Origin of the sequence: Pantoea sp. WEP (assembly GCF_041678305.1) — a bacterium.
Taxonomy (GTDB): Bacteria; Pseudomonadota; Gammaproteobacteria; order Enterobacterales; family Enterobacteriaceae; genus Pantoea; species Pantoea dispersa.
The window spans coordinates 2,393,419-2,416,577 of record NZ_JBGNXB010000001.1 but is presented as its reverse complement, the minus strand read 5'-3'; the positions used below and the strand labels follow the sequence as shown (position 1 = coordinate 2,416,577).

General features: G+C 54.0%; 29 protein-coding genes and 1 pseudogene. 10 read left to right on the top strand and 20 right to left on the bottom strand.

Features of this window, described 5'->3' with window-relative positions; translation table 11 throughout:
* Nucleotides 1-23 precede the first annotated feature (23 nt).
* The 8 genes from msrA to ABVR31_RS11135 all read right to left on the bottom strand — a co-directional run bounded on the left by msrA (nucleotide 24) and on the right by ABVR31_RS11135 (nucleotide 6,271).
* Nucleotides 24-560 carry a peptide-methionine (S)-S-oxide reductase MsrA gene (gene msrA / locus ABVR31_RS11170; RefSeq protein WP_059010355.1) on the bottom strand — a complete coding sequence of 179 codons (537 nt, stop codon included), beginning with the start codon at nucleotides 558-560 and terminating at the stop codon, nucleotides 24-26.
* 347 nt (nucleotides 561-907) lie between these two features.
* Entirely contained in the window at nucleotides 908-1,333 is a 426-nt protein-coding gene (locus ABVR31_RS11165; RefSeq protein WP_223815622.1) for a hypothetical protein, read from the bottom strand.
* A 388-nt stretch (nucleotides 1,334-1,721) separates the two neighbouring features.
* Nucleotides 1,722-2,990, bottom strand: a complete 1,269-nt coding sequence (gene umuC / locus ABVR31_RS11160; RefSeq protein WP_058757630.1) for a translesion error-prone DNA polymerase V subunit UmuC — start codon at nucleotides 2,988-2,990, stop codon at nucleotides 1,722-1,724.
* Between the two features lie 225 nt (nucleotides 2,991-3,215).
* A complete protein-coding gene (locus ABVR31_RS11155; protein WP_371220954.1) occupies nucleotides 3,216-4,085 on the bottom strand; it encodes a manganese catalase family protein in 870 nt (289 codons plus the stop codon).
* Between the two features lie 36 nt (nucleotides 4,086-4,121).
* On the bottom strand, nucleotides 4,122-4,637 hold the full coding sequence (locus tag ABVR31_RS11150) for a ferritin-like domain-containing protein (protein ID WP_021506332.1): 516 nt from the start codon (nucleotides 4,635-4,637) through the stop codon (nucleotides 4,122-4,124).
* A 27-nt stretch (nucleotides 4,638-4,664) separates the two neighbouring features.
* Nucleotides 4,665-5,138, bottom strand: a complete 474-nt coding sequence (locus tag ABVR31_RS11145) for a ferritin-like domain-containing protein (RefSeq protein ID WP_021506331.1) — start codon at nucleotides 5,136-5,138, stop codon at nucleotides 4,665-4,667.
* Nucleotides 5,139-5,294: 156 nt separating this feature from the next.
* Nucleotides 5,295-5,462 (bottom strand): general stress protein, encoded by a 168-nt coding sequence (locus tag ABVR31_RS11140; protein WP_021506330.1) that lies wholly within the window; start codon nucleotides 5,460-5,462, stop codon nucleotides 5,295-5,297.
* A 317-nt stretch (nucleotides 5,463-5,779) separates the two neighbouring features.
* Nucleotides 5,780-6,271, bottom strand: a complete 492-nt coding sequence (locus tag ABVR31_RS11135) for a nicotinamide-nucleotide amidohydrolase family protein (protein ID WP_372772769.1) — start codon at nucleotides 6,269-6,271, stop codon at nucleotides 5,780-5,782.
* Nucleotides 6,272-6,503: 232 nt separating this feature from the next.
* Here ABVR31_RS11135 and ABVR31_RS11130 point away from each other — a divergent pair, with 232 nt between their 5' ends.
* The 6 genes from ABVR31_RS11130 to ABVR31_RS11105 all read left to right on the top strand — a co-directional run bounded on the left by ABVR31_RS11130 (nucleotide 6,504) and on the right by ABVR31_RS11105 (nucleotide 9,441).
* Nucleotides 6,504-7,010, top strand: a complete 507-nt coding sequence (locus ABVR31_RS11130; protein ID WP_058757634.1) for a hypothetical protein — start codon at nucleotides 6,504-6,506, stop codon at nucleotides 7,008-7,010.
* Between the two features lie 12 nt (nucleotides 7,011-7,022).
* A complete protein-coding gene (locus ABVR31_RS11125; RefSeq protein ID WP_058757635.1) occupies nucleotides 7,023-7,484 on the top strand; it encodes a DUF421 domain-containing protein in 462 nt (153 codons plus the stop codon).
* Between the two features lie 276 nt (nucleotides 7,485-7,760).
* Complete coding sequence (locus ABVR31_RS11120) at nucleotides 7,761-7,946, top strand: general stress protein (RefSeq protein ID WP_072209941.1); 186 nt, start codon at nucleotides 7,761-7,763, stop codon at nucleotides 7,944-7,946.
* Nucleotides 7,947-8,420: 474 nt separating this feature from the next.
* On the top strand, nucleotides 8,421-8,666 hold the full coding sequence (gene ycgZ, locus ABVR31_RS11115; protein WP_021506325.1) for a regulatory protein YcgZ: 246 nt from the start codon (nucleotides 8,421-8,423) through the stop codon (nucleotides 8,664-8,666).
* A gap of 164 nt (nucleotides 8,667-8,830) precedes the next feature.
* Nucleotides 8,831-9,121, top strand: coding sequence for a hypothetical protein (locus ABVR31_RS11110; RefSeq protein ID WP_058757636.1), 291 nt, complete (start codon nucleotides 8,831-8,833; stop codon nucleotides 9,119-9,121).
* Between the two features lie 53 nt (nucleotides 9,122-9,174).
* On the top strand, nucleotides 9,175-9,441 hold the full coding sequence (locus ABVR31_RS11105) for a biofilm development regulator YmgB/AriR family protein (protein ID WP_058757637.1): 267 nt from the start codon (nucleotides 9,175-9,177) through the stop codon (nucleotides 9,439-9,441).
* Nucleotides 9,442-9,472: 31 nt separating this feature from the next.
* On the opposite strand, the gene ABVR31_RS11100 is transcribed toward ABVR31_RS11105, so the two are convergent.
* Both ABVR31_RS11100 and ABVR31_RS11095 read right to left on the bottom strand, forming a co-directional pair.
* Complete coding sequence (locus tag ABVR31_RS11100) at nucleotides 9,473-9,673, bottom strand: hypothetical protein (protein ID WP_088515891.1); 201 nt, start codon at nucleotides 9,671-9,673, stop codon at nucleotides 9,473-9,475.
* 193 nt (nucleotides 9,674-9,866) lie between these two features.
* A complete protein-coding gene (locus ABVR31_RS11095) occupies nucleotides 9,867-10,166 on the bottom strand; it encodes a hypothetical protein (protein WP_072208616.1) in 300 nt (99 codons plus the stop codon).
* Nucleotides 10,167-10,448: 282 nt separating this feature from the next.
* Between ABVR31_RS11095 and ABVR31_RS11090 the strand changes: the two genes are divergently transcribed.
* Nucleotides 10,449-12,800, top strand: coding sequence for a phosphoketolase (locus ABVR31_RS11090; protein WP_372772765.1), 2,352 nt, complete (start codon nucleotides 10,449-10,451; stop codon nucleotides 12,798-12,800).
* Nucleotides 12,801-12,848: 48 nt separating this feature from the next.
* Here the strand turns inward: ABVR31_RS11090 and ABVR31_RS11085 are convergent, their stop codons facing one another.
* From ABVR31_RS11085 to ABVR31_RS11060, 6 genes are all read right to left on the bottom strand, one after another.
* Nucleotides 12,849-12,971, bottom strand: coding sequence for a hypothetical protein (locus ABVR31_RS11085; RefSeq protein WP_255412066.1), 123 nt, complete (start codon nucleotides 12,969-12,971; stop codon nucleotides 12,849-12,851).
* A gap of 78 nt (nucleotides 12,972-13,049) precedes the next feature.
* Nucleotides 13,050-13,835 carry a hypothetical protein gene (locus ABVR31_RS11080; protein WP_104092842.1) on the bottom strand — a complete coding sequence of 262 codons (786 nt, stop codon included), beginning with the start codon at nucleotides 13,833-13,835 and terminating at the stop codon, nucleotides 13,050-13,052.
* Nucleotides 13,835-14,032, bottom strand: a complete 198-nt coding sequence (locus ABVR31_RS11075; RefSeq protein WP_031279223.1) for a hypothetical protein — start codon at nucleotides 14,030-14,032, stop codon at nucleotides 13,835-13,837. The genes ABVR31_RS11080 and ABVR31_RS11075 overlap by 1 nt, the downstream gene beginning before the upstream one ends.
* Before the next feature lie 186 nt (nucleotides 14,033-14,218).
* A complete protein-coding gene (locus tag ABVR31_RS11070) occupies nucleotides 14,219-14,386 on the bottom strand; it encodes a general stress protein (protein WP_021506316.1) in 168 nt (55 codons plus the stop codon).
* A 275-nt stretch (nucleotides 14,387-14,661) separates the two neighbouring features.
* Nucleotides 14,662-15,174: a GNAT family N-acetyltransferase gene (locus ABVR31_RS11065; protein WP_021506315.1), complete on the bottom strand. Its 513-nt coding sequence runs from the start codon at nucleotides 15,172-15,174 to the stop codon at nucleotides 14,662-14,664.
* 229 nt (nucleotides 15,175-15,403) lie between these two features.
* Nucleotides 15,404-15,985 carry a LuxR C-terminal-related transcriptional regulator gene (locus tag ABVR31_RS11060; RefSeq protein WP_372772762.1) on the bottom strand — a complete coding sequence of 194 codons (582 nt, stop codon included), beginning with the start codon at nucleotides 15,983-15,985 and terminating at the stop codon, nucleotides 15,404-15,406.
* Nucleotides 15,986-16,272: 287 nt separating this feature from the next.
* Here ABVR31_RS11060 and ABVR31_RS11055 point away from each other — a divergent pair, with 287 nt between their 5' ends.
* On the top strand, nucleotides 16,273-17,634 hold the full coding sequence (locus ABVR31_RS11055; protein ID WP_372772760.1) for an esterase-like activity of phytase family protein: 1,362 nt from the start codon (nucleotides 16,273-16,275) through the stop codon (nucleotides 17,632-17,634).
* 288 nt (nucleotides 17,635-17,922) lie between these two features.
* On the opposite strand, the pseudogene ABVR31_RS11050 reads toward ABVR31_RS11055, so the two are convergent.
* Nucleotides 17,923-18,696 (bottom strand): annotated as a pseudogene (locus tag ABVR31_RS11050) (helix-turn-helix transcriptional regulator).
* 118 nt (nucleotides 18,697-18,814) lie between these two features.
* Between ABVR31_RS11050 and ABVR31_RS11045 the strand changes: the two are divergent.
* A complete protein-coding gene (locus tag ABVR31_RS11045; RefSeq protein WP_372772758.1) occupies nucleotides 18,815-19,534 on the top strand; it encodes a type 1 glutamine amidotransferase in 720 nt (239 codons plus the stop codon).
* Nucleotides 19,535-19,675: 141 nt separating this feature from the next.
* Here the strand turns inward: ABVR31_RS11045 and ABVR31_RS11040 are convergent, their stop codons facing one another.
* Together ABVR31_RS11040 and ABVR31_RS11035 are read right to left on the bottom strand one after the other, a co-directional pair.
* Nucleotides 19,676-20,569, bottom strand: coding sequence for a dihydrodipicolinate synthase family protein (locus ABVR31_RS11040; protein ID WP_372772756.1), 894 nt, complete (start codon nucleotides 20,567-20,569; stop codon nucleotides 19,676-19,678).
* 29 nt (nucleotides 20,570-20,598) lie between these two features.
* Nucleotides 20,599-21,285, bottom strand: coding sequence for a B3/4 domain-containing protein (locus tag ABVR31_RS11035; RefSeq protein ID WP_372774025.1), 687 nt, complete (start codon nucleotides 21,283-21,285; stop codon nucleotides 20,599-20,601).
* Nucleotides 21,286-21,328: 43 nt separating this feature from the next.
* Here ABVR31_RS11035 and ABVR31_RS11030 point away from each other — a divergent pair, with 43 nt between their 5' ends.
* Entirely contained in the window at nucleotides 21,329-21,931 is a 603-nt protein-coding gene (locus ABVR31_RS11030; protein WP_058757649.1) for a helix-turn-helix transcriptional regulator, read from the top strand.
* 266 nt (nucleotides 21,932-22,197) lie between these two features.
* Here the strand turns inward: ABVR31_RS11030 and ABVR31_RS11025 are convergent, their stop codons facing one another.
* On the bottom strand, nucleotides 22,198-22,977 hold the full coding sequence (locus tag ABVR31_RS11025; protein WP_371220962.1) for an SDR family oxidoreductase: 780 nt from the start codon (nucleotides 22,975-22,977) through the stop codon (nucleotides 22,198-22,200).
* Between the last annotated feature and the right edge of the window lie 182 nt (nucleotides 22,978-23,159).

The following is a 23,159-nucleotide window of genomic DNA, read 5'->3' as shown; positions in this document are numbered from 1 at the left end:
TTCCGTGGGGGAGAGCGGGCGGGTTAGGCCTGTTTCACCCGGTTCGCGAAGCTTTTACGCAGTTTCTGCAGCTTCGGCGGGATCACCGCCAGGCAGTAACCGTTGCGCTGACCCGCGCCATCCCAGTAATCCTGATGATAATCTTCTGCCGGGTACCAGGCTTTCAGCGGCTCGATGGTGGTCACCACCGGCTCGCTGTGATCTTCCTGCGCGCGGGCAATCGCCGCAATCGCTTCGGCTTCCTGCTCCGCGTTAGCCGGGAAAATCGCCGAACGGTACTGGGTGCCGACATCATTACCCTGACGGTTCAGCTGGGTAGGATCGTGGGTGGCAAAGCTGATGTCCAGCAGATCGCCGTAGCTCACTTTCTCCGGATCGAAGCCTACGCGAATCGCTTCGGCGTGGCCGGTCGCGCCGCTGCACACCTGCTCGTAGGTGGGATTAGGACGTTCACCGCCGGTGTAACCACTTTCGACTGACTCGACGCCAATCACATCTTTGAATACTGCTTCGGTGCACCAGAAACAGCCACCCGCGATAATCGCATATTCGGTTGCCATTGTTTTACTCCTGTCAGGGCGAAAGCGTTAGAGTGGGGGTTCAGCACGCTGAATTCAAGCCGCTTTCTGTTAACATTTCTGGCGCAACCTGGCGCGGCTTAGCCCGTAGCGGCTTGCCATTGCGCGCAGACGATCTGCGCCGCACGGGTGCAGCATTGATGCAAACGCCAGCCGATCTGCCAGCGGCGCTTTTACCTGCGCGATAAAACGTTATTCAGCGGTGAAATGTCGTGGTTTATTTTGCGCGTAATAGCCCGGCGGATCCGAAGCAGATAATATTCTTGTTTAAATAGAATAACGCGGCTCAGCTGAGCCGCATCAGGTAAATGACTTTCTGTCGGTGCGGATTAACGGATACTCCAGTAGTCTACAATATCGCTATTATTAAAAGTGATATAGAGTCTATTACCGTGTATTTCGGTATTTCCACTACGTTTATCTGCCATTTTGCCTGCCGTAGAGGATACTTCACTTGCTGAGTTTGCCATACCTAACGCGCCGGATACGGCTCCCGCTCCCGGGATGTAGCCCAGCAGCGAAGAGGCGCTGCTGTAATCCGCATTTTTCTCGTAAATCCAGGTGGTGCCCTGAGAGGATTTTTGATTATCATCCGGGACACCATAAAGCTGCTGCACTTCCGCCTTGGTGGTTTTCCCTTCTTTAATGTGTGACTGAACGTAGGTCGCGCTGTATTTATCCTCACCCCCCGTCGACGAACATCCACTTAACAGGATAACGAGCATCACCATCAAACCCATAAGGTTAATTTTCATTTTTCCCTCTTTGTAAGTTTATTGTAAAGTCCAGATTTAAATATCACGGCATTAATGGTTGCGCAATATTATAATGGTGCGCTTTATCTCATTTTGCTGATGCGGCAATTTTAATTATGGCTAACCTTTTGATATGGATTTGTTTTTGTTGTGATGCGCCGGCAATAAATTTTCAGTGATTTAAAAATAGCGCCGGCTATTCAGGGTAGTGAAGTTTAAGCATTAAGTGCTGTATTCGTTAGCGCCCGATATTGATCAATTATCTGTAAATTAATTTCATCATTAATCGCGTATCGATTGGTGTGAATTATCAATTTTCTCTCCCGCCGCCTTGCGATTATTCCGCGCAGCGTGACAGGTTCAGGGTTGTCGCAGGGGAGAGGTTAAGTCACTTTGCCTTCACGCGCGGCACGTCACTAATACGCGTGGTGTAAGCCGGAGACAGCATGTCGCGTTTCATCGCCCAGGGTTTCTGGATGCCCTGACCGGCAAACCACAAGGCACCGCGCTGGTGAGCGTTGATCTTATCCATCAGCGCCATCAGCTGATCGCTGTTACGGCGCGGCTGATAGTCAGCAAACAGATCAAGCTGCGCCACCCCGTCGCTGAAGAAGTCTCCCAGCATCACGCCGCCTTTCAGGTAGCGCTTGCCGGGGATCCAGATGCGATCCAGGCAGTTGAGCGTGGCCTGAATGATGTCGCGGCTGTCGGCGGTAGGGGTAATCAGCGTCTGGCTGGCGGCATTGGCATAGTAGGGCTGATGCGGATCGTGCGGGCTGGTGCGGATAAAGGTGCCGATGTAGCGGCAATACTGGCGCTCGCTGCGCAGTTTCTCCGCTGCGCGTGCCGCATAGCTGGCGATGGCTTCGCGCATATCCTGATAATCGGTAATGCGATCGCCAAACGAGCGCGAGCAGAGGATATTTTGCCGGTGCGGAATCACCTCTTCAAACGCCAGGCAGGGTTCGCCGCGCAACTCGCGCACGGTGCGCTCCAGCACCACACCGAAATGCTTGCGGATCAGCGCAGTGGGCGTCTCCGCCAGCTGCAGGGCGGTTTGAATGCCCATCAGGTTCAGCTTGTTCGATAAACGGCGGCCGACGCCCCACACTTCCTCTACGCCTACCCGCTGCATCAGGCCGCGCTGGCGTGCCGGATCAGAGAGGTCCATGACGTTTTCGGCTTTGGTCCAGCGTTTGGCCGCCCAGTTAGCCAGCTTGGCGAGGGTTTTTGTTGGCGCGATGCCGACGCCCACTTTCAGGTGCGTCTCTTTCCACAGGCAGTCACGTACCTGCTCTCCAAAGCGCGTCAGCGAGGTGTAGCCTTCAATTCCGCTGACATCAAGAAAGGCCTCGTCAATCGAATAGACGTCTACGCGCGGCGCCAGCCGGTCGAGCGTCTCCATCACGCGCGCCGACATGTTGCCGTACAGCGCATAGTTAGATGAAAACACCACCACCTGATGACGCATCAGCTCGTCGCGATGTTTAAACCAGGGCGCACCCATTTTGATGCCGAGCGCCTTCGCTTCGCGGCTCAGCGAGATAATGCAGCCATCATTGTTTGACAGCACCACGATCGGCCTGCCGCGCAGATCCGGGCGAAACACGGTTTCGCAGCTGGCGTAGAAAGAGTTTACGTCGACCAATGCATACATCATCGGCACCCTGAAAATACTGTATATAAAAACAGTATAGGTCAGATGCAGTAAAAATGAGAAGCAGAAATCGATCTGTCCGGCCAGGTTGCTGGTGGGGAAAAGAACAGGGTGGTTACAGATAGCAGGACGAAAAAAACGGCGTTCCCGTCAGGGAAACGCCGTGGGCCAGGGGCCAGTTACTGCGCGAGAAAAAAACGTGTCACTGCCTGGCCTGACTGAACGTCAGGGCGCCTTCTTGCTGCCCGCTTCTGCCCCGGTGATCGGATCGATCAGCGGATCGGACGCGGTGCGTGCGGCCAGCGCATCGATGTCGCGCTGCTCATCCGGCGACAGTGTCACGCAGGGCAGACCATCGCCGCCATCCACCGCCGGTTGCGGATCGGCCACATAATCGAAGTTGTCATCGGAGTTCCAGCTACCACGCACGTCATCACCTTCTGACATGTTGTAGTAGTTGTGCGCATACTGCTCAATTGGCGGCAGCTTGCCCGGTGGGAAGTTGTCGCGAATGGAGTAAAGCGCTTTCTCAAATGAAAGCTGGTGCGCGGCTTCACGCGTCATCAGGAAGCCTAACGCATCCTTCACGCCGACATCGTCAGTGACGTTGATCAGGCGTTCATAGATGATTTTGGCGCGCGCTTCGGCGGCGATATTTGAACGCAGATCGGCCGTCACTTCCCCGATAGTATCCACGTAAGCCGCGGTCCATGGCACGCCGCCGGAGTTGGTCAGCGGCGGACCACCGCCATAAAGAATCGAAGTCAGATGGCTATCGTTACCGGCACCCGTGATTGAGCGATACAGTTCGCCTTCCTCTTCAGTGCCTTCGGCCAGCTTGCCTTTGGCGCCTTTATTGAGCATGCCAACCAGCGAGCCGATAATCTCAAGATGGCTGAGCTCCTCGGTAGCGATATCCATCAGCAGGTCGCGACGTCCTAAATCCTCATCGCCGAGGCCCTGGGTAAAATAGCGCATGGCCGCAGCCAGTTCGCCCTGCGGACCGCCAAACTGCTCTAACAGCAGATTGGCCAGGCCCGGATTCGGCGCACTGACGCGCACCGTGTACTGCAGTTTCTTAACGTGTCGAAACATAGCTCACCTCAAAAAGTCTCTTACGAAAAGAGAAAATCAGCGTTTCGCTTTCGCGTCCGGGTCTTCGCTGCGCAGCAGGAACTGATCGGTCAGTTCAGGCATGTGCGTTAACATCCAGTCCGCCATCGCGATCTCCTGCTCACAGATCTGTTTGAGAATGGCCACGCTCTCCTGATCCCCGGCACGCGTGGCGGCGCTGATCAAGCTGGTGTAGCTGCCAATCTCGGCATTCTCGAACACGTAGCCGCTGATAGCGCCTTTCACCACTTCGTCTTCCGCGAAGGTACCGCCGAAGGCCTGGCCCATGGCAGCCATTTTCCCCATGACGTCTTTCACGCTGGAGTGGGAGATGCCGTGACGGTCGAGAATGGATTCCAGCAAAGACTGCTGCTGACGGGTTTCTTCGATGTGCTGCTCAATGCGTGCACGCAGCTGCGGGTAGTTTTCCAGGCGTTTTGCCATCTGCTCAAGCATGGTTTCGGCCTGTTTTTCCATGGCGTGAGCGTCGCGCAGCCAGTCGTGATAATGCGAAAGTGCGGATGTGGTCGTCATATCTACCTCCGTTGTACGGCAGTCGCGTTACTGCTTTTCCGCGATATCCGTGAGTTTTTCATCGGTGGATTTTTCTTCGGCTAATGTGGCGGCCAGCAACTCTGCAGCCTGGTTAAGCTCCAGCTTTTTCGCCATGGCCACCAGCGTGCCGTAAGTGGCGATTTCATAGTGCTCAACCTTCTGCGCCGCGCCGATCAGGCCAGCATCGCGCACCGGGCCGGCTTCGGTGGATTCAATCAGCTCCTGCGCTTCTTCTACCAGGCCTTCCAGTGCATGGCACTTCATACGCATGATGCGCAGCTCATCGTGGCTCTCTACGACCTGATCGAGGCGCTCAATTTGTCCCTGGGTCTCTTCCAGATGTTGCTGAAAAGCGTTTTTTAAACTTTCATCGGAGGCTGCCCGGACCAGTTTGGGTAACGCACGGGTGATCTGTTTCTCCGCGCTGTAAACGTCCGAAAGATCGTGAATAAAAAGATCAAGTAGCGATTTAACTTTCATGGAATATTCTCCGAATCGGTGATTAACGGGAGGCTGAAGCCATTAAGTGATAACGCGATTAAGAGAGGGAATGAAACGAAGCAATAAATCCCTGTATCCTGTTGATGACGGAGCATTCCCTGCTCCGAGACATTCCTTACTCTGCGTTACAGCGCATCAGGAATCGCGATGGCTATTCTGTCCGCCTTTTTTGCCGGCTTCGGACGCTTTCTCACGGTCGTTTTTGAAATTACCGCCGCTGTTTTGTCCGCCTTTTTTACCCGCTTCAGATGCTTTTTCTTTGTCTTCTGCGAAATTACCTGAACCGCCTCTATGCTCTGTCATACTATTACCTCGTGATGAGTAATAAATAACATGACGCATCTGCCGCCATGCATGTTTTGCACACTTAATACTAATGCAGACTGCCTCACTGACAAGCGCGACGGTTATATTTTTCACGCCTCGCTAACGCTATATTAATGAGAAGGCTGGAGATTGTGGTGTAAAATAACCACGCTATTTTTAGCGAGCCGGTCCATATTACGGTCTCGCTTTTAACCCGCCTGATGATTATTTATGCTCAACACATTTTCCTCCGGTGGGAATTTTATCCGCCCGGCTTATTTATTTACGTTTAATCATTGAACGGCGAAGCGGCGCTAAATAGCGTCGAGCAGACGGTTCAATTCCGCCAGACTAAAAAGGGTTGCTTTGCGCACCACTTCTTCACCTTCACCTGAAAACCACTGCCGGCTGGTGTGCACGCTGCCATCTGCCAGACACCATGCAAACCACACGGTGCCGGCTGGCGTGCCGTCCTCACCGCCGTCCGGGCCGGCATAGCCACTGACGGCAAGAGCCAGCGTATCCCCGGAGAGCTTTTTCGCGCCGCAGGCCATCTCCCGTACCGCGGCTTCACTGACGGCGGTATCACGCGCCAGCGTCTCTGCGCTGACGCCCAGCACGCGCTGCTTCGCCTGATTGGTGTAAGTAATAAAGCCGCTGCTGTAAAAGCGGCTACTGTCGCTGGCGGCCGCCAGCGCGGAACCGACCCAGCCAGAGGTGCAGGATTCGGCGGTGGTGACGCTCAGGCCGGCGGCCAGTAATTTATTACCCACTTCGGTCGCTAAATTAACCAGTTCTTCATCCATATTCTGTATCCCTTGTCAGAGTGAAATTAATAAACGCCGTCTCTGCCGCTGCTCATATGCATTGCCAGCGGCGTGCATCCGAATTATAGGAGTAATTTCTGCACCGCTGCTCAGCCGAATTAAACTGTTACCGAAGCTCCCGGCGTTTACCGCTAAGCTTAAAACTCAGAACGAAGAGGGAATAACCGGAGCGACATGATGTCAGCTAATTAACTGCAAGAGGAATAACACCATGAAGAAAGATGAGTTAGCCAGCCGTGATTATCCGGTGCAGGAGGATATGCGCTGGCAACGCAGGGAGAGTGTTATACAGCGTATCGGTGAATACGTGCTGATGGTGATTGTGATCCTGGGTGCCTGCGGGCTGTTTTCCAAAGGCATATTAAGTGACGGGCAGGCGCAGTCGGCTGATGGTTCCGTCAGCCTGCGCTATGAACGTTTTGGTCGCATCAACAGCAATATGAACCTGCGGATTCGCGTGGCACCGCAGAGCGGCGAACGTTTCACCGTCACGCTGGGCAGCGGCGCGTTAGACGATTTGCAGATCCAGACGCTACAGCCACAGCCACAACAGGCCATCACGCGGGATAACACGTTGCAGCTGACTTACGCCGGCGAGGCGGCAGAAGGCCATGTGATCTGGCTGGGAATCCAGCCGCAGGCGGCGGGGCGGGTGGCGCTGAGCGTGCACGTCAATCATCAGGTACCGGTAAAGGTATCGCAGTGGATTTACCCGTAAAAGGAGAACGTTATGGAAACGGTATTACGCGCAGCCGCCATTTATCTGTTGTTAATGGCGGTATTTAAAATTGCCGGTCGACGCACGCTGCTGCAAATGACCTCATTCGATTTGATTCTGCTGCTGATTATTAGCGAAGCCACACAGCAGGCGTTGCTGGGTGATGACTTTTCCGTTACCGGTGCCAGCCTCACCATCATTACCTTAATCACCATTGATATTGTGCTGGGCAAACTCAAAGCGCGCTTTCCGCTATTCGAACAAATGGCGGAGGGAGGGCCGCTGATTCTGGTGGAACATGGCCGGATATTAACGCAGCGGCTAAAAATGTCGGGCATCAGTCGGGAAGATATCCTCGAAGCCGCCCGTTCAGGGCAGGGGCTGGAACGCATCGATCAAATTAAATACGCGGTGCTGGAAGTGAGCGGTCATATTTCCATCATCCCGGAAAATTCAGATAAAACTGAAAAATAGCAAGAATCTCTCAATACTTGTTTGTGATGTGGATCACATTTTTGTTAATTAATTGATTTTATACCACTAAAATTATTTTGTACAAGTTTGAGAAAAAAATCTTTACAAGCAACCCGCTATAAGCGCAGCGGTGAAAATAACCATTTGCGCATGGCTTTTTGTCAGCGCAAATATGCATATTAAATGTTGTTTTATCTCCAATCCCATCCATATTGTTTCTGTGTGGAGATATTCTGTCGTTTAACTGCTTAATTATTTTAATCAATGGGGTGACATATGACACAACGACGTGGTGGTGCAGGTAATTTTGCAGAAAATACCGAGCGTGCTCGCGAAGCGGGTAAAAAAGGCGGCAGCGTCAGCAGCGGGAATTTTAAAAATTGTCCTGAAAGGGCAGTAGAAGCGGGCAGGCGCGGTGGAAAAGTGAGTCGCCGCGGCAAAACCGCAACGGCGGAAGCTTAAACCGCCTTCTTTAAGGTAAATGCAGTCAGCGTAATCCTTAAGCTGCCATGCAGGCAGTCTTAATCGCTAACGCAGCGGCGCAATTCAGGGAGTGAACCATTGCGCCGCACGCATTTTATATTATCAGCGGCCGCGCCGCAGGGTACTAAAGAATGACATGCGGCAGTGCATATTAAGCGCAACGGCTGCAACCACCAGTAACGATTATCAGCGCGAGAGGAAATAAGCGAAAGGCAGATTTGGTAGCACTGATAATGACGAAATACGCCAGCGACTCATTATTTGTGTGGACCTGATCGGGCAGCGGCGATGTTAAAAAATTTCACTTTATGCTCGGTTTAATAACTTTTCGGTAGCACTTTTTGCAACAAAAATCCCTCATTCAGTTGTTTATCCTCTTGTACAGATTTTGAAAAACTTGTACAACTTAGCCAGAACATTTTTCTGACAACTTAATGTTAACGGGAGTCACTTATGCGCCAGAACGGATACACTCCGAACTCAGTCGAGGCGATTGCCAACTATTTTAGCAAAGCCACGCTGCCTTCGCAGCAGGAGACGCTGGGCCAGGTCGTGGTCGAAATCCTGCGTGAAGGCCGTAATCTGAACCGTAAATCGCTGTGTACTAAGCTGCTGCGTCGTCTGGAGCTCGCTTCTACTACGGAAGAAGAGCACCACTATCACCAGCTGATTGGCCTGCTGTTTGAGCGCGAAAGCTGAGAGCGAAGCGTAAGCGTCCAGGTTGTACACACGAAAACGCCATTCTGATAACGTATCACTGCATGTATGACTTGTGACGGGCTGTATCGCGCCGCAGGATAGCGGCGCTGTTTTTCTGTCGCGTTCCCGGTCGGGGCAGGCAGCATGCAGAGATTTATTATGATATGAACAGAAGCGAATACCAGACTCTTATTGATGAGATCATCGGCGAAGCGGCGTTAACGCTGCTGCAGCGTTCCGGGCCAGTCACCACCCAGGCGTTGCTGGATGAGCTCCATATTATGCAGCAGCAGGCCAGCGATGATGCGCAGGCGGCTGCGATTCGCACGGCAATCGATGAAGTCCGGTCGAGCATGACGGCTGGACAAAAGCGGCGTGGCGAACAACCGGACCGCGATAACGTGCATCCGCTGTTTGGCCACAACGGTCAGGCTGGCGGCAGCCGCAAGCATTAACTGACCGTTAAATTATAATCTGACTGTATTGCTCACAGTACGGGAAAAGAACGATGTCGGAGAATCACTCTCTCTATTCTGCGCTGCCGGACACGGAACTGGCGGCGCATTTTCGCGATGCCGGAGTGGCATTGAGTGAAGAAGCTGCGGTACTGAATGATATCATTCGTAGCGTGCTGGCCAGCGAAGGCCGCGTCAGTAACAAATCCATCATTCTTTGTCTGATTATGGCGCTGGAAGCGACACAGGATGAAGCGCAGGCAAGTGTGCTGCGCAGAACGCTGGAAATTGTGGTGGGTTATACGCCAGACGACGCCTGACGCAGAGGTCCCCGCGCAGGCGGGGATCGGTTCAGTGCATAAGATCTGCCAGTAGCCTTATTGCGGCATCGCAGCGATGCCGGAAATCCTCATCACGCGCGTCTGCTTTCATCGTATGCAGCACCTGCGTCACGTCATGTATCCTGAACACCCTACCTTCCCTGATAAATTCCGTCACCGCGATGCCTATCAGCGCATACAGATCCGGTGCAGGACGGTTAACTTGTTTCACGTCACCTCCGGGACTTGTATATCCGTACAGTGTTACACAGGTGATAACAACCCAACACCTTTTTCTGCTGTCAGTGAGAATGGCACTGGTTATTCGTCAGACACATTGCCAGGTGTTATCACGCTGCGCGAATAGTAATACGCTGCTGTAGCAGATTCATGCAACTAAAAAATGGTTGAGCGTGCCGATAACTCTATTTTAGCGCTGCGCTTATTGCGCCCGGAACATTCACCGACACGCTGCGCGGCGGGCGGGAATTATCGCGCCTGCTGCGACCGAGATTGAATTTATGCAGCCAGCTGCGGTACTGTCTGATTAATTCCTGTGCATTTTTTTCGTCACTGGCGCGACAAATAAACAGCTGGCTCATGGTCTGGTGCTCAGCCGCCGTGGCGTAGATCTCGCAGGTCATCTCGCGTTGCTGCAGTTCAATCGCCGTAAAATGTAACTGCGGCCACTGCTGCAGTCGGTTAGCGAACATTTTATAGTCCATTTTAGGATCCTTTTATTTTTCTATTTTCTACTGGTATTACCTGTAAAAGGCACAATAGACCAAAAGTGAAAAAGCGCCAGTTTTGCGGGTCACGACCCATTAAATAGTGCACAAAATGAAAAAAATATTTACGTGTACAGCTTTTACCGCTGCGCTTATATTTGCGTGAAAGATTGAATAAGCGCAGCGGCTAATAGCGACAGTGCAGAAATACCGTCTGGCTCGCAGCATCGCCTATCCTCTATTAGGGTTAACTGATGGCTAACCAAAGGAGAAGAGGGCATGACCAATCCGAGTGCCGCCGATGAACTGGCGCTGATCGATCGCTACTGGCGCGCCGCCAATTATCTGTCCGTCGGGCAAATCTACCTGATGGCCAACCCGCTGTTACGCGAACCGTTGCAGCCCGGGCATATCAAGCCGCGACTGCTTGGCCACTGGGGCACGACGCCCGGCCTGAACTTTATCTATGCGCACCTCAACCGCATCATCCGCCAGCGCGAGGTGGATCTGCTGTACGTCTGCGGTCCGGGGCACGGCGGACCGGGCATGGTGGCGAATAGCTGGCTCGAAGGCAGTTACAGCGAAATCTATCCGCACGTCAGTGAAGATGCTGCAGGCATGCAGCGCCTGTTTAAGCAGTTTTCATTTCCTGGCGGCATTCCCAGCCATGCGGCACCGGAAACGCCGGGCTCGATTAATGAAGGCGGCGAGCTGGGCTATTCGCTGTCGCACGCGTTTGGCGCGGTTTTCGATCATCCGCAGCTGATCGTACCCTGCGTGATTGGTGACGGCGAAGCCGAAACCGGGCCGCTTGCCGCCAGCTGGCACGGCATCAAATTCCTCAATCCGCAGCGTGATGGTGCAGTGCTACCCATTCTGCATCTGAACGGCTACAAAATTGCCAACCCGACGCTGCTGGGGCGCAGCAGTGATGACGATCTGCAGCAGCTGTTCAGCGGTTACGGTTATGAGCCGCTGTTTGTCTGCGGGCACGAGCCGGCCGACATGCATCAGCAGATGGCGGCAGCGCTGGATAACGCGTTTGATAAAATTGCCGCTTATCAGCAGCAGGCGCGCAGCGGCCAGACAGAGCAGGCGATCCCGCGCTGGCCGATGATTGTGCTGCGCAGTCCGAAGGGCTGGACCGGCCCGAAAGAGGTGGACGGTAAAAAGGTGGAAGATTTCTGGCGTGCGCATCAGGTGCCGGTGGCGGCATGTCGCGAAGACGCGTCGCATCGGCAGGTGTTAGAGCAGTGGCTGCGCAGCTATCAGCCGGACGATCTGTTTGACGAGGCGGGTAAACTCAGGCCGGAACTGCGTGCGCTGGCGCCGCAGGGGGATAAACGCATGAGTGCCTCACCCTATGCCAACGGCGGACGGCTGCGCCGCACGCTCAACACGCCGGACATCCGCGAGTTTGCGCTCGACACGGGCGCGCCGGGCAGCCAGCGCGGCGAAGCCACTAAGCAGTTCGGCCACTACCTCAGCGCGATTTTTCAGCGCAACGCCGATAACTTCCGTCTGTTCGGGCCAGATGAGACCGCCTCGAATCGCCTGACGCCGGTCTTTGACGTCACCAGCCGCAGCTGGATGGCAGACATCGAACCGTATGATGAGCAGCTGGCGCGTGACGGTCGGGTGATGGAAATTCTCAGCGAGCATCAGTGTCAGGGCTGGCTGGAGGGCTATCTCCTCACCGGACGACACGGGCTGTTCAACTGCTATGAAGCCTTTATTCATATCATCGATTCGATGTTCAATCAGCACGCCAAATGGCTGAAGGTGACGCGCAAGCTGGGCTGGCGCCAGCCGATCTCCTCGCTCAACTATCTGTTGTCTTCACATGTCTGGCGCCAGGATCACAACGGTTACAGCCATCAGGATCCCGGTTTTATCGATCACGTGGCGAACAAAAAGGCGGATATCGTGCGCATCTATCTGCCACCGGACGCGAACACCCTGCTGTGGGTGGGCGATCACTGTCTGCGCACCTGGGATCGCATCAACGTGATTGTCGCTGGCAAGCAGCCGTCACCGCAGTGGCTGGACATCGACAGCGCCATTGCCCACTGCGAGGCGGGTATGGGCGAATGGCGCTGGGCGAGCGATGACGGCGAGCCGGACGTAGTGATGGCCTGCGCCGGCGATGTGCCCACCATGGAGACGCTGGCGGCGGTGGATCTGCTGCGAAACTACCTGCCCACGCTGCGCATTCGCGTAGTCAACGTGGTGGATCTGCTGGCGCTGCAGACGCAGCAGCAGCACCCGCACGGCAAGTCGGAAGAGGATTTCGATGCGCTGTTTACCCGCGACAAACCGGTAATTTTCGCCTTTCATGGCTATCCCAGCCTGATTCATCGTCTGACCTATCAGCGCAGCAATCACGCCAATTTCCACGTGCACGGATTCAACGAAGAGGGCACCACCACCACGCCGTTTGATATGACGGTGCTCAACGAACTGGACCGCTATCATCTGGCGCAGGCGGCGATTTTGCACGTGCCGGGCCTGGCCGATCGCCATCCTGAATTGCTCGACGACCTACAGCAGCGCATCGCGGAGCACCATCGCTATGTGCGCGAATACGGTGAAGACGTGCCGGAAGTGCGTGACTGGCTGTGGCCGGGCTAACCCCGACCCGGGCGCGAAAAAAAACCGCCTGAGAAGGCGGTTTATGGTTTATTCGGCCTGTTTATCCCCGGATTCAGGCGCGCTGGTTTCGTCATCTTTCGGCTTCTGGTCGGGGCTGTTTTTACGCGGATCGTAATCCGGCTGGTCGCCGTGAACGGGACGATCGGTCATTGTATACTCCTTAACGGTTACCATGTGAACCCGCGCCACCGTTGCCAGCTGCGCGGATGTAAAGGGTGGCTGCGCGGCTCAGCCCGGAACATTCTGCCGCTTCTCTGTGTGCTGAGGTTTCCCCATAGCCAGTGCGCTGGCGCTGGCCGGATCGAACAGCGACAGGCTTTCAATCTGGTCGACCATCAGCACCTTACGGAACTCCAGCGCGCTTTTGGGTTTGGAGACAAAGCTAATCTCGTGCTGGTGATACCAGCGACTGTAGTTATGCTCAATCGCCAGATTCAGCGTGCGCGAATCGCGGTAGCCGCTGAGCATCGGAATCAGCACGATATTGGCGGTGCTGGGATATTCAAAGGTGGCAGCGTGAATCATGCCGATGTAGATACGGCGCGATTTCAGCGTGACCCATGCCAGTTCGCCTTCTTCCATGCAGTGCAGCAGCAGTTGTTCAATACCGTTAGAGCGGGACAGGCGCTGATATAGCTCTTTGCGACTGCCGGCGGTCAGCCGCGCGCTGCCGGAATTGGAACGATACACACAAAACAGCACGGCAAACGCCAGCATGATCACCACCGGTGCCTGAATGCCGAGAAAACTCCATGTCATGAAATCGACGTGCCAGCGCGCATGGAGATCGGCAGACAGCGCCAGGCTGTTATTGATGGCCGAGGCCGCCAGCAGTAGCAGCCAGACCAGGCCGGTGGCGACCACGCCCTGAACGACAAAAATGCAGCCGTACAGCGCAATGAGAAAATAGACGTCCCAGCCAAAGGAGCGTTTTATTTTCAGGCGGCTGGACATATCGCGACTGGTGTACCAGTAGCCGCAGACCATCAGCACCATAAATATCGCGGTTCCCATCAGATATCCTTTAAGCGCTTAATATGATCGGCGAAGTCCTGCTGTACCTGCGGACTGAGGGGATTAACCGAAGCGTTACCGTCTTCGTCAATAATAATTCGGTCACCTTCCTGAATGGATTCACGAATATCCTGGCGGCTCATCACCTGCAGTAATGATTCCGGACTGGAAAAAAGAGAGGTAAAATAGCGCAATATCACGTCAGGCTGTTCCTGTAAGGCAATAAATAGTTAATTGATCATATAACGTTTTCTGCCAGATTCAGGCGGTTTCAGAGTTATCTGTTAAACGTGAGGAAAGTCAGCGCAGGGTAAGACAATAATCCGGGGGGTAACGGCGCGCTCCCTGCGCCATGGCCGCCTCATCCTGTGCTGGCCGGCTAATCACGAGCCGCGATTGCTGCTCTGACCGCCTTTTTTACCGGCTTCGGACGCTTTTTCGCGGTCGTTTTTAAAGTTGCCGCCGCTGTGCTGTCCGCCTTTTTTACCGGCTTCTGATGCTTTCTGTTTATCTTCTGCGAAATTACCTGAACCGCCTCGATGCTGAGTCATAATATATCCTCTTCATGAGTAATAAATAACATGACGTTGTTGCGCTGTCATGTGCGTGTTGCGTATTTAATACTAATCGCTGGTGCTATTTCTGCAAGCGTGACGGCGCATAAAAAGGGCGTTTTTATTTTTTATCTTAGTTTGTTGAAATAACAATAATTCTGCGCTGTCGCTGCGCTTATTTAAAACTTTTGCGGCGGTGAAGTAATAAAATGAAACACTCCAGTGCACCCAACCGGCCGGGCCAGACAGTTGACCCGGCGCCGTGAGCCACGCTAAATAACCATGCCTAAAATCTGCAGGATGCTCTGCTGCGAAGCAGTAATAAAAGGAATGTCTTTGATGTGCTGCATGCCAAAGGCTTCATAGAATTTGCGTGCGCGCACGTTCTCGCCCATCACTTCCAGCCACAGATAGCCTTCCTGCTTATCGCGCGCGGCGTGGATAATGCTTTCGAACATGCGCCGGCCATAGTTTTTACCGGTTTCCTGCGGGTTGAGGTAGAGCTTATTCAACTGGGCACCACTCATGCCGGAGTCCGGTACCGGCGTGTTCCAGGTCACTTTGGCAAAGCCGATGGGTTTGTTGGTTTCGGCAATCAGCCAGCTCTCGTTGGGCGCCACCAGGCTGCTGCGCAGTTCGGCCAGGCCGTACTCTTTATCGATGAATTCATCCAGCTCGGCTTCGGATACCCACATATGTTTGAAGTGGGCGCTGTAGGTCATGCGCCCCAGCTGATGCAGCAGTTCGGCATCATCAGGCTGCGCGTTGCGTATGGTGAATTCCATGCCAGTCTTCCTTCAGTTTTTATGTTTTATCCTGCGTTACGGCAGAGTGGGGGGTGTCAGCGGGCATCCTGCCCGTACAGGTGACCCGTCATTATGCGCGAATCAAACCGGGTGTCATCCCTTTTGCGGTAAGGATGTTGGCTGAATGTCTTGATTTTTTAACAGGAAAGGAGGCAGGCGCAGGATGTCCAGCGGGCTGAACATCCTGAATTGAGGCGGGAGGCGCGAATCAAAAGCCGTAGCTGGTGAGGCGATGGTAAAAATCCATGTGGTTTTTACAGCCCAGCTTGCGTGAGATGGTGTTCTTGTAGTGGCTGATGGTCTTATTGCTGAGGTGCAGCGCATGTCCTATCTCCGTCATGCGGCGCGGACCCGCCAGCCAGCGCAGCAGCGTGAACTCGCGCTCGGTCAGCACATCGGCGTTGCCGTGCGGTGCGGCGACGGCGGCAACGTTTTCCGGCGTCAGCACCGCACTGACCAGTGTCGCCAGCGGGCATTTTTTACTCAGCATCCGCGCTTTTTTCAGGTGGCGGGCCACGTAATTCAGCACGGCTTCATCGCTGATGTCGGTGAGAATCACCAGCTCGACGCCCGGTGTTTTGAGCTGTATCAGCAGCAGACTACGCAGCGTCTCTTCCAGATTTTTACTGGCAAAATGCAGTTCGCTGATCACCACGTTACGCCCGCGTCCGGTAGGGATCGGGTCATCCGGCGAGGTGAGCGTCAGGCAGCTTATCATCTGCCCGGAAAAGTAGAGGCGCAGACCTTCCGTAATCCAGCGGTCGCTATCCATAGTGAAGATGTTCAGCATTGTTTCCTCCTGTACTCGCGGTTAACCCATTTGAACGGAAACCGCGCTGAGCCGATATCAGACGGCCTGCGTCAGGTTGTAGGAAAAGGCTGAGAAATGTCTGGGATGGCTGAGCTGCAGGGGGACAACAGGCAAGCCGGTTCCTGATGAATGAAGCAAAACCGGTACGGTGGCGAACCGGGGAGATCGCCCGGGATGATGTCAGCTGCCACTGTTGCTCTGCCATTTCATTTTCCTGTCATTTTTAGTCTTTACGGTGTCAGCTCCTCTGTATGGACATGAATAATATGAAAAGAAAAACGCTTCCCCTGGTTCTCGGTTGTACCCTCTCGTTATCCACGCTGGCGGCGCAGCCGCCAACCGAACGCTATAGCGTCACTTTTCCTCAGGGGACGCGCGTCAGCTACAGCGGTGCGTTCGCCAGCGCGTTTCCGGAGGGTTTGCCGGTAGGCATCGGTTCCGGTTTGCTGTTTACCGGCAGGCAGGGAGATACGCTCAACTTTGTGACCGTCACCGATCGCGGACCGAACGCCGACTCGCCTGACATGGGTAAACAGGAGTCGAAAATTTTCGTCACGCCGGACTTCGCGCCACTGCTGATGAATATCCAGGTGAAGAACGGCAAAGCCCAGGCGACGGACGCCCGACCGCTGCACGACGCAAAGGGCAATATTAACGGCCTGCCGCTGCAGAATGGCGTCATCGGGTCAACCAATGAAATCGCGCTAAGCGATAAGTTGCACGTGCTGCAGGGCGATAACCGGGGTCTGGATACGGAAGGCATTACGCTGGACGGGAAGGGCGGATACTGGCTGTGCGATGAGTATGGTCCGTTCCTGATTAACGTTGATAAGCAGGGCAGGATTCTGGCGATTCACGGGCCGCAGGCCATGGAAGGGGAAAAATCGATCGCAGGTGGCCTGCCGAACGTTCTTAAATGGCGCCAGCCAAATCGTGGCTTTGAAGGGATCACGCGCATGCCGGATGGACGCATCATCGCCGCGGTGCAGAGTACGCTGGATATCAACGGGAAAAGTAAAAAGCAGGCACGCTTTACCCGCCTGGTGAGCTTCGATCCGGCCACCGGGAAAACCGCGATGTATGGTTACCCTATCGACAGTGAGGCGTACAGTAAAAACAGCGACGCGAAAATTGGCGATATCGTGGCGATCGATAATCAGCACATCCTGCTGATTGAGCAGGGCAGCGACAAAGACGACGCGATGCGTAACCTTATCTATAAGGTGGATCTCAGTCAGGCCACCGATCTGGCCACATTCGATAAGGCCGGTGACTACCCGGAGTTTGACGACGCAAAAACGCTGGCGCAGCGCGGCATCGTGCTGGCAACGAAAACGCGGGTGGTGGATCTGCGTCAACTCGGCTGGCAGCAGGAGAAGGCCGAAGGGCTGGCGCTGATCGACAGCAACACGCTGGCGGTCATCAATGACAATGACTTCGGCGTCAAAATGGTGCTGCAAAATCCGGTGGAAGGTAAGAAGCGCAAGCATTATCGGGTCAACGACCAGGGGAAGCTGACCGTAGATGATAAGCCGGTTGCCACCACCATCAGCGTGAAGCCGCTGGATAAAGCCAGCTCGGACAGTGAGTTGTTTATCATAACGCTGGCGGAACCGCTGCAACCGTAGAGGCTGCCGTGCTGGCGCTGAACACCGGTGCCAGCCCGAAAATGCTAAAGGCTGAATGCCCCCCCGTTGTGTCATCGGGGAGGTCATCGCGGCCTCGTGTTTAACAGGATGTGGAAACTCAGGGTGGCTATTGCTCAGGTGATTAAGAGACATCGCCTGATAAATTTACCCTGACACAGCGCGCAGCCATTAAATGGCCTGAAACGGCAGCGTCAGTTCCTGGGATAAGGCAGACTGACTCACAGGAAAATGTCTGTCTGGAGTGAGAAGCAGGCATTGATTCATAGATTAAGGCAAATAATCGCGCGGCGTTGCATTCAGGATGGAACGAAAAGCAGCGGTATAGGCAGCCGGACATGAAAAACCGAGCTTATAAGCGACCTGTTTGATAGGGATGTTATTCGCAAGGAGATCTAACGAAGCATAAATTCTTGCTCTTTGCTTCCAGGTTCTGAAACTAAAACCCGTATCCTTAATAAACAATCGCGAAAAAGTACGTTCAGACATTGACGCGATAAAAGCCAGATCGCTCAGTGGTATTTCCCAGCGATGATTTACCACAAGTTCTCTGGCCGCAGAGAATAATCGCTCATCACGTGGCATTGGAAGTTCCGCAGTAAGAGAAGGCGCTTCGCTGAGTATTTCCAGAAGCAACAGTGCCATTTTCCGCTGGCTCGGTCTGTTGTAGTTATCACTGAACAGACCGGTTATCAGTTCTTTCACCAGTGGCGTAGCCGTAATGACATGCACCTAGTCACTCTTCGCAAAATTTGTACATTCCGCGATAAGGCTGCCACTGAAATAGACGGCCCTGAGATCTGTGTGAGACAGCAGATTGTAACTATGTATCTGCAGAGGCGGTAGCCACAATGCACGCTGAGGGGGGATAACCCAGCGGTTGTTTTCCGTTTCGACCAGCATAACGCCTCTGGTTGCATAGAGGAGTTGCCCTTCAAGGTGATGATGAGGAGGATCGGTTTCTCCTCGCTGATAGCTAATCGCTGTGCCGGACCAGCCAGTGGATGCTTCATGTCTTGGCGCTTTATCTATACTACCTGGCATTTCAGATTAGGGTCCTGCAACTATGATGCTGCCTCGAAACCATCCGGTGTACCAACTCACTGGATGAGTGTGTCGTTTATCGGTCAGATTATCACAGGTATAACAGGAGCCTATCCTTATGCGGGTACACTTTATCGTACATGAAAGTTTTGAAGCGCCAGGGGCTTATGAAACATGGGCCAGAAATCAAGGTCATAAGGTGACTTACTCGCGTGTATACGCAGGCGATGAGCTACCCGTGGACGCCGAAGGTATTGATTTCCTGATCGTGATGGGCGGTCCGCAGGACCCGTCCACGACCCAGAGAGAGTGTCCGCACTTCGATGCGAAAGGCGAGCAGGCGCTGATTGCTGCTGCTGTTAAAACCGGTAAAGCCGTTATCGGTATCTGCCTTGGCTCACAGCTGATCGGTGAGGCGCTGGGCGCGCCGTTTGCTCACAGCCCTGAAAAAGAGATTGGTAAGTTCCCGATCACGCTAACTGAAGAGGCTCGCGAGGATGCGTTGTTTTCTCACTTTGCGAAGTCGCTTGAGGTCGGTCACTGGCATAACGACATGCCGGGCCTGACCGCGGATGCAAAAATCATCGCCTACAGCGAAGGCTGTCCCCGCCAGATCGTTTCCTATTCAGATCGCGTCTTTGGTTTTCAGTGCCACATGGAACTGACGCTGGATGTTGTAGAACGGCTCATCGCTTATTCGCAGCAAGACCTGAGCCGAGCCGCAGAGTATCGCTTTGTTCATACGCCAGAAGAACTTCGTGCGCACGATTACAGCGAAATGAATCAGGTACTTTTTGGCTTCATGGATAAGCTCGAAGCGCGTTACAAATCAGCTTAAACACCGCTTTATGCCCGGAGATGTTTATCTCCGGGCATTCTTTATCAGAAGCTGATACATGCAGGCACCATGACCTTTTGTGCACCCTTCAAACCCTACTTTCTATCAACGTCCTGGTGCAGGACCGATTCCGCCGGCGCGTTACTTCAGGTCCAGAGCGGCTATCACTGCTGCTACTTCTGCCACCTCTGCGGCCGATAAGGGTAACAGGGGGCGAGGCAGACAGTCTGCTTCGGTCAGCCGCAGTATGCCTGCTGCCGCTGCGATCACGCGGAGACTTCCGCCATGCTTACGGAACAGATCCCATAAAGGTTTAAGGCGGTGAGTTAAGGCAGTAACGCGTTCAGCGTCGTTAATGGCTGCGGCCTGCGTAATTTGTTTAGCGGTTTCCGGGAAGATACCGCCGCAAACGGAATACCAGACTTCGCAACCGGCGTTCAGCCCCAGCCCGGCACTGGCGTCACCACTAATACCCAGGGTCACGCCAGGACGAAGATGTTGTCGTAATGCAGCAACGCGTTCAGCTGCAGCGATGGGGGTATCCGGTACTCCCGGAATTTTAATTGAGCGAATCCCTTTCAGTGACGACAGCTGCCCGAGCAGTTCATCGGTAAAACGGAAATGCGTGGTTCCGGGGTTGTCATAAACACAAACCGGTACTGAAGCATGGCGGGTAACCGTCTCAAAGAGGGCATGCACCTCTTCATTACGCAGCGGCTGGTAACTCATCGCCGGCAGCAGCAGCGCATCCGCGCCTGCGGACTGCGCATCTTCAGCCAGATGCAGTACGGCATCGGTGCTTATAGCACCCACGCAAACCATCACGGGAATCTCCCCGGCAACCTGACGGGCCAGCGTTGCGCTGCGTTTGCGCTGTTCCCTGCTCAGGTAAGCATAGCTGCCGGTTGAACCCAGAACACCCAAAGAATCGACACGGGCTGCCGTCAGGCGAGCCAGGATCTTCGTGAATCCCTGTTCATCGACACCACGCGCGGTGACAGGCGTTAACGGGAAAGCAGACAAGCCGGTGAACATGCAGAGTCTCCAGAACTGAGTTAAAGGTGTTAGTCGCCGATGAGGGTGACGTTACACTGCCGTCCGGGCATCATTTCTTCCAGGCCGTTGGTCAGCATCTTTCCTGCTTCATGCAGCTGCTCAGGCGGCATCTGCGGCAGACTTTCCAGAATAAACCACATGTGTTGCGCTTCAACGCTTAAGCGAGTCCTGATTCCCTGCCGCCAGTTCCAGCGACGGCAGGTTACGCCGGCATCATCACACCAGACGACTTCGCCAGGCGCAGGATACTCCACCGCCAGAACTCCTTCTTTCATGGTATCAAAGGGTTCCGTGCCTGTTGCCACCGTCAGGCGAGGTGCACCCTGGTACGTGGCAATATTTTCTCCCCCTACGGGCACGGCATAACGCAGACTGACAGCGTTATAAAGATCAACGACCGGATCAAGCGCGGGCAGGGTGCCATCGCGAAGCACGCGTTTGCGTAGCGCCTCAGCAGAACAGGGCGTGCGTTTGGGTTTGGCACCAAATCTCTGAAACACATCGGCCCATGCAGCCAGATGAGATTCAGCCCAGGCGGGGGAATCTGACAGCACCGCCTCACAGGCCGCCTTCAGTGCCGTTACCCCGGCGTGCGGATTCACCACAGGCGCTGCCTGTACACTGATGCTGAGCGCCCGAAAACCGGGGGCGATTTGATAGACTTCAGGGGAAATTGACGGGGAAACGATTAACACGCGATAATCCTGTAATGACCATTTTATCTCATAATAGCGACCAATGACCAAAAAAGTCAATTTAGTGACCTTCGCCGGCGCAGATGTCAACACGGTTAATGAAGCCGTATCCCTGCGGATTAAGCAGTTTCGTAAACAAAGAAAAATTTCTCTCGATGAGTTATCCCGCAAAGCCAGTGTCAGTAAGGGGATGCTGGTTGAGATAGAAGGGTGCAAGGCTAATCCCAGCATTGCGCTGTTATGCCGGCTTGCTGCTGCCATGGGCGTGTCCGTGGCGGATTTTGTTGATGTCAGCGCCAGGCCTGATGTGCACATCATCGCTGATACGGACATCCCCGAACTCTGGACAGGAGACAAAGGGGGAAGCGCCAGGCTGCTGGCCGGCTCAGGTGGACCCGATATGCTTGAGCTGTGGCTGTGGGAAATGCGGCCAGGCGAAAAGTTTGAATCACCCGGGCATACCTCAGGCACGCTGGAGCTACTGCACGTAAAATCCGGAACCCTCACGCTTGGCGTGAAAGAGAGCGTATTTCAGGTAACGGCGGGATCCTCCGTTACAGCCAAAACCGATGTTCCACATTTCTACGCAAACCAGGGAGAAAACACGCTGAACTTTATCATGACGGTAAATGAAAAAGCGTCATAAACGTTTTTCAATGGACGGCCAAAGAAGCCCTGATTTGTGCGCAAATAATTATCCTTTGTTTTCGCTATTCATGTCCGTTTCTGCCACCAGGCGGACTGTGTATTCGCCATGAGCGAGGAGCGAATATTAGCGACAAAGAGTCGGGGGAATATCACACAGCGGCCAGGTCGATATCGCACATGGCTTGATCTAATAGCCGCTGGCGCCTTATTAAGGTATATAAAATATCCGGATCGCTACCCGAATGGATCGATGAGGATATCTGACTACACCGTTGGAATAGTACCGCCATCAATGACAAATTCAGTACCGGTGATCGCGGCAGCATAAGATGATGCGAGGAAGACAATGAGATTAGCTACCTCAATGGGTTGGGAAGGGCGTCCCAGCGGAATACCGCCAAGTGCCTTCATGATGATCTGCTTACCACCTTCGTAATCTGTTCCTGCCTGCTGCGCCAGCCGTTCCGCCATGGCCACGGAAGCTTCGGTTTCGATCCAGCCGGGTGCCACGCGAACCACCCGAACCCCCTGCGACGCAACCTCTTTCGACAGGCTTTTACTGTAGGCTGACAGCGCCGCTTTCGCTGCTGCATAACCCGTGGTTGATTCTGGTAAGGGCAGTTCTCGCTGGATAGAAGTGACATGGATGATCACTCCGCCCTCCTGCTGCAGCATGGCAGGCAACAGCGCACGATCTAAACGTACCGCGGGCAAAAGATTAAGATTGAGCTCCTGTTGCCACTCCTCTTCACCCAATGCTGCAAAGCCACCACCGGGTGCGGTAGAACCGCCGGCCACATGAACAATGATATCGACGCCTCCCAGATGTGTCTGAACGGCTTCCGCGACTGAGTTACACCCTGTAACCGTGGTCAGGTCTGCCGTTACGAAGGCGTCTGCCCTACATTCTGCGGATGCGTGGCGTGCGGTTGTTAATACTGTTGCACCCAGCTGTTTGAATAGCCCAACTACCGCTTTACCCACACCTTTGGTACCCGCAGTGACCAATATGCGTTTACCGTGGAAATCGAGATCACATGGCATTGGAGAATCTCCGGTCTGTTGATGTGGCAGTACAATAATCAGTAATGCTGGCAATATCGCCACCCTTGCTGAGCGCGAAGTCGTCATAAATAGCAAGCCGTAATGTGAATGGCATAGACCTGTACTCCCTTTGTTTACAGTACGGTCATATTCCACATAGACTGTTAAATTGACAAGTACGC

What these genes read in the sequence shown, in the direction of transcription:
- msrA (WP_059010355.1), bottom strand. Translation starts at nt 560, where the DNA reads ATGGCAACCGAATATGCGATTATCGCGGGTGGCTGTTTCTGGTGCACC.
- ABVR31_RS11165 (WP_223815622.1), bottom strand. Translation starts at nt 1,333, where the DNA reads ATGAAAATTAACCTTATGGGTTTGATGGTGATGCTCGTTATCCTGTTA.
- umuC (WP_058757630.1), bottom strand. Translation starts at nt 2,990, where the DNA reads ATGTATGCATTGGTCGACGTAAACTCTTTCTACGCCAGCTGCGAAACC.
- ABVR31_RS11155 (WP_371220954.1), bottom strand. Translation starts at nt 4,085, where the DNA reads ATGTTTCGACACGTTAAGAAACTGCAGTACACGGTGCGCGTCAGTGCG.
- ABVR31_RS11150 (WP_021506332.1), bottom strand. Translation starts at nt 4,637, where the DNA reads ATGACGACCACATCCGCACTTTCGCATTATCACGACTGGCTGCGCGAC.
- ABVR31_RS11145 (WP_021506331.1), bottom strand. Translation starts at nt 5,138, where the DNA reads ATGAAAGTTAAATCGCTACTTGATCTTTTTATTCACGATCTTTCGGAC.
- ABVR31_RS11140 (WP_021506330.1), bottom strand. Translation starts at nt 5,462, where the DNA reads ATGACAGAGCATAGAGGCGGTTCAGGTAATTTCGCAGAAGACAAAGAA.
- ABVR31_RS11135 (WP_372772769.1), bottom strand. Translation starts at nt 6,271, where the DNA reads ATGGATGAAGAACTGGTTAATTTAGCGACCGAAGTGGGTAATAAATTA.
- ABVR31_RS11130 (WP_058757634.1), top strand. Translation starts at nt 6,504, where the DNA reads ATGAAGAAAGATGAGTTAGCCAGCCGTGATTATCCGGTGCAGGAGGAT.
- ABVR31_RS11125 (WP_058757635.1), top strand. Translation starts at nt 7,023, where the DNA reads ATGGAAACGGTATTACGCGCAGCCGCCATTTATCTGTTGTTAATGGCG.
- ABVR31_RS11120 (WP_072209941.1), top strand. Translation starts at nt 7,761, where the DNA reads ATGACACAACGACGTGGTGGTGCAGGTAATTTTGCAGAAAATACCGAG.
- ycgZ (WP_021506325.1), top strand. Translation starts at nt 8,421, where the DNA reads ATGCGCCAGAACGGATACACTCCGAACTCAGTCGAGGCGATTGCCAAC.
- ABVR31_RS11110 (WP_058757636.1), top strand. Translation starts at nt 8,831, where the DNA reads ATGAACAGAAGCGAATACCAGACTCTTATTGATGAGATCATCGGCGAA.
- ABVR31_RS11105 (WP_058757637.1), top strand. Translation starts at nt 9,175, where the DNA reads ATGTCGGAGAATCACTCTCTCTATTCTGCGCTGCCGGACACGGAACTG.
- ABVR31_RS11095 (WP_072208616.1), bottom strand. Translation starts at nt 10,166, where the DNA reads ATGGACTATAAAATGTTCGCTAACCGACTGCAGCAGTGGCCGCAGTTA.
- ABVR31_RS11090 (WP_372772765.1), top strand. Translation starts at nt 10,449, where the DNA reads ATGACCAATCCGAGTGCCGCCGATGAACTGGCGCTGATCGATCGCTAC.
- ABVR31_RS11085 (WP_255412066.1), bottom strand. Translation starts at nt 12,971, where the DNA reads ATGACCGATCGTCCCGTTCACGGCGACCAGCCGGATTACGATCCGCGT.
- ABVR31_RS11080 (WP_104092842.1), bottom strand. Translation starts at nt 13,835, where the DNA reads ATGGGAACCGCGATATTTATGGTGCTGATGGTCTGCGGCTACTGGTAC.
- ABVR31_RS11070 (WP_021506316.1), bottom strand. Translation starts at nt 14,386, where the DNA reads ATGACTCAGCATCGAGGCGGTTCAGGTAATTTCGCAGAAGATAAACAG.
- ABVR31_RS11065 (WP_021506315.1), bottom strand. Translation starts at nt 15,174, where the DNA reads ATGGAATTCACCATACGCAACGCGCAGCCTGATGATGCCGAACTGCTG.
- ABVR31_RS11060 (WP_372772762.1), bottom strand. Translation starts at nt 15,985, where the DNA reads ATGCTGAACATCTTCACTATGGATAGCGACCGCTGGATTACGGAAGGT.
- ABVR31_RS11055 (WP_372772760.1), top strand. Translation starts at nt 16,273, where the DNA reads ATGAAAAGAAAAACGCTTCCCCTGGTTCTCGGTTGTACCCTCTCGTTA.
- ABVR31_RS11045 (WP_372772758.1), top strand. Translation starts at nt 18,815, where the DNA reads ATGCGGGTACACTTTATCGTACATGAAAGTTTTGAAGCGCCAGGGGCT.
- ABVR31_RS11040 (WP_372772756.1), bottom strand. Translation starts at nt 20,569, where the DNA reads ATGTTCACCGGCTTGTCTGCTTTCCCGTTAACGCCTGTCACCGCGCGT.
- ABVR31_RS11030 (WP_058757649.1), top strand. Translation starts at nt 21,329, where the DNA reads ATGACCAAAAAAGTCAATTTAGTGACCTTCGCCGGCGCAGATGTCAAC.
- ABVR31_RS11025 (WP_371220962.1), bottom strand. Translation starts at nt 22,977, where the DNA reads ATGCCATGTGATCTCGATTTCCACGGTAAACGCATATTGGTCACTGCG.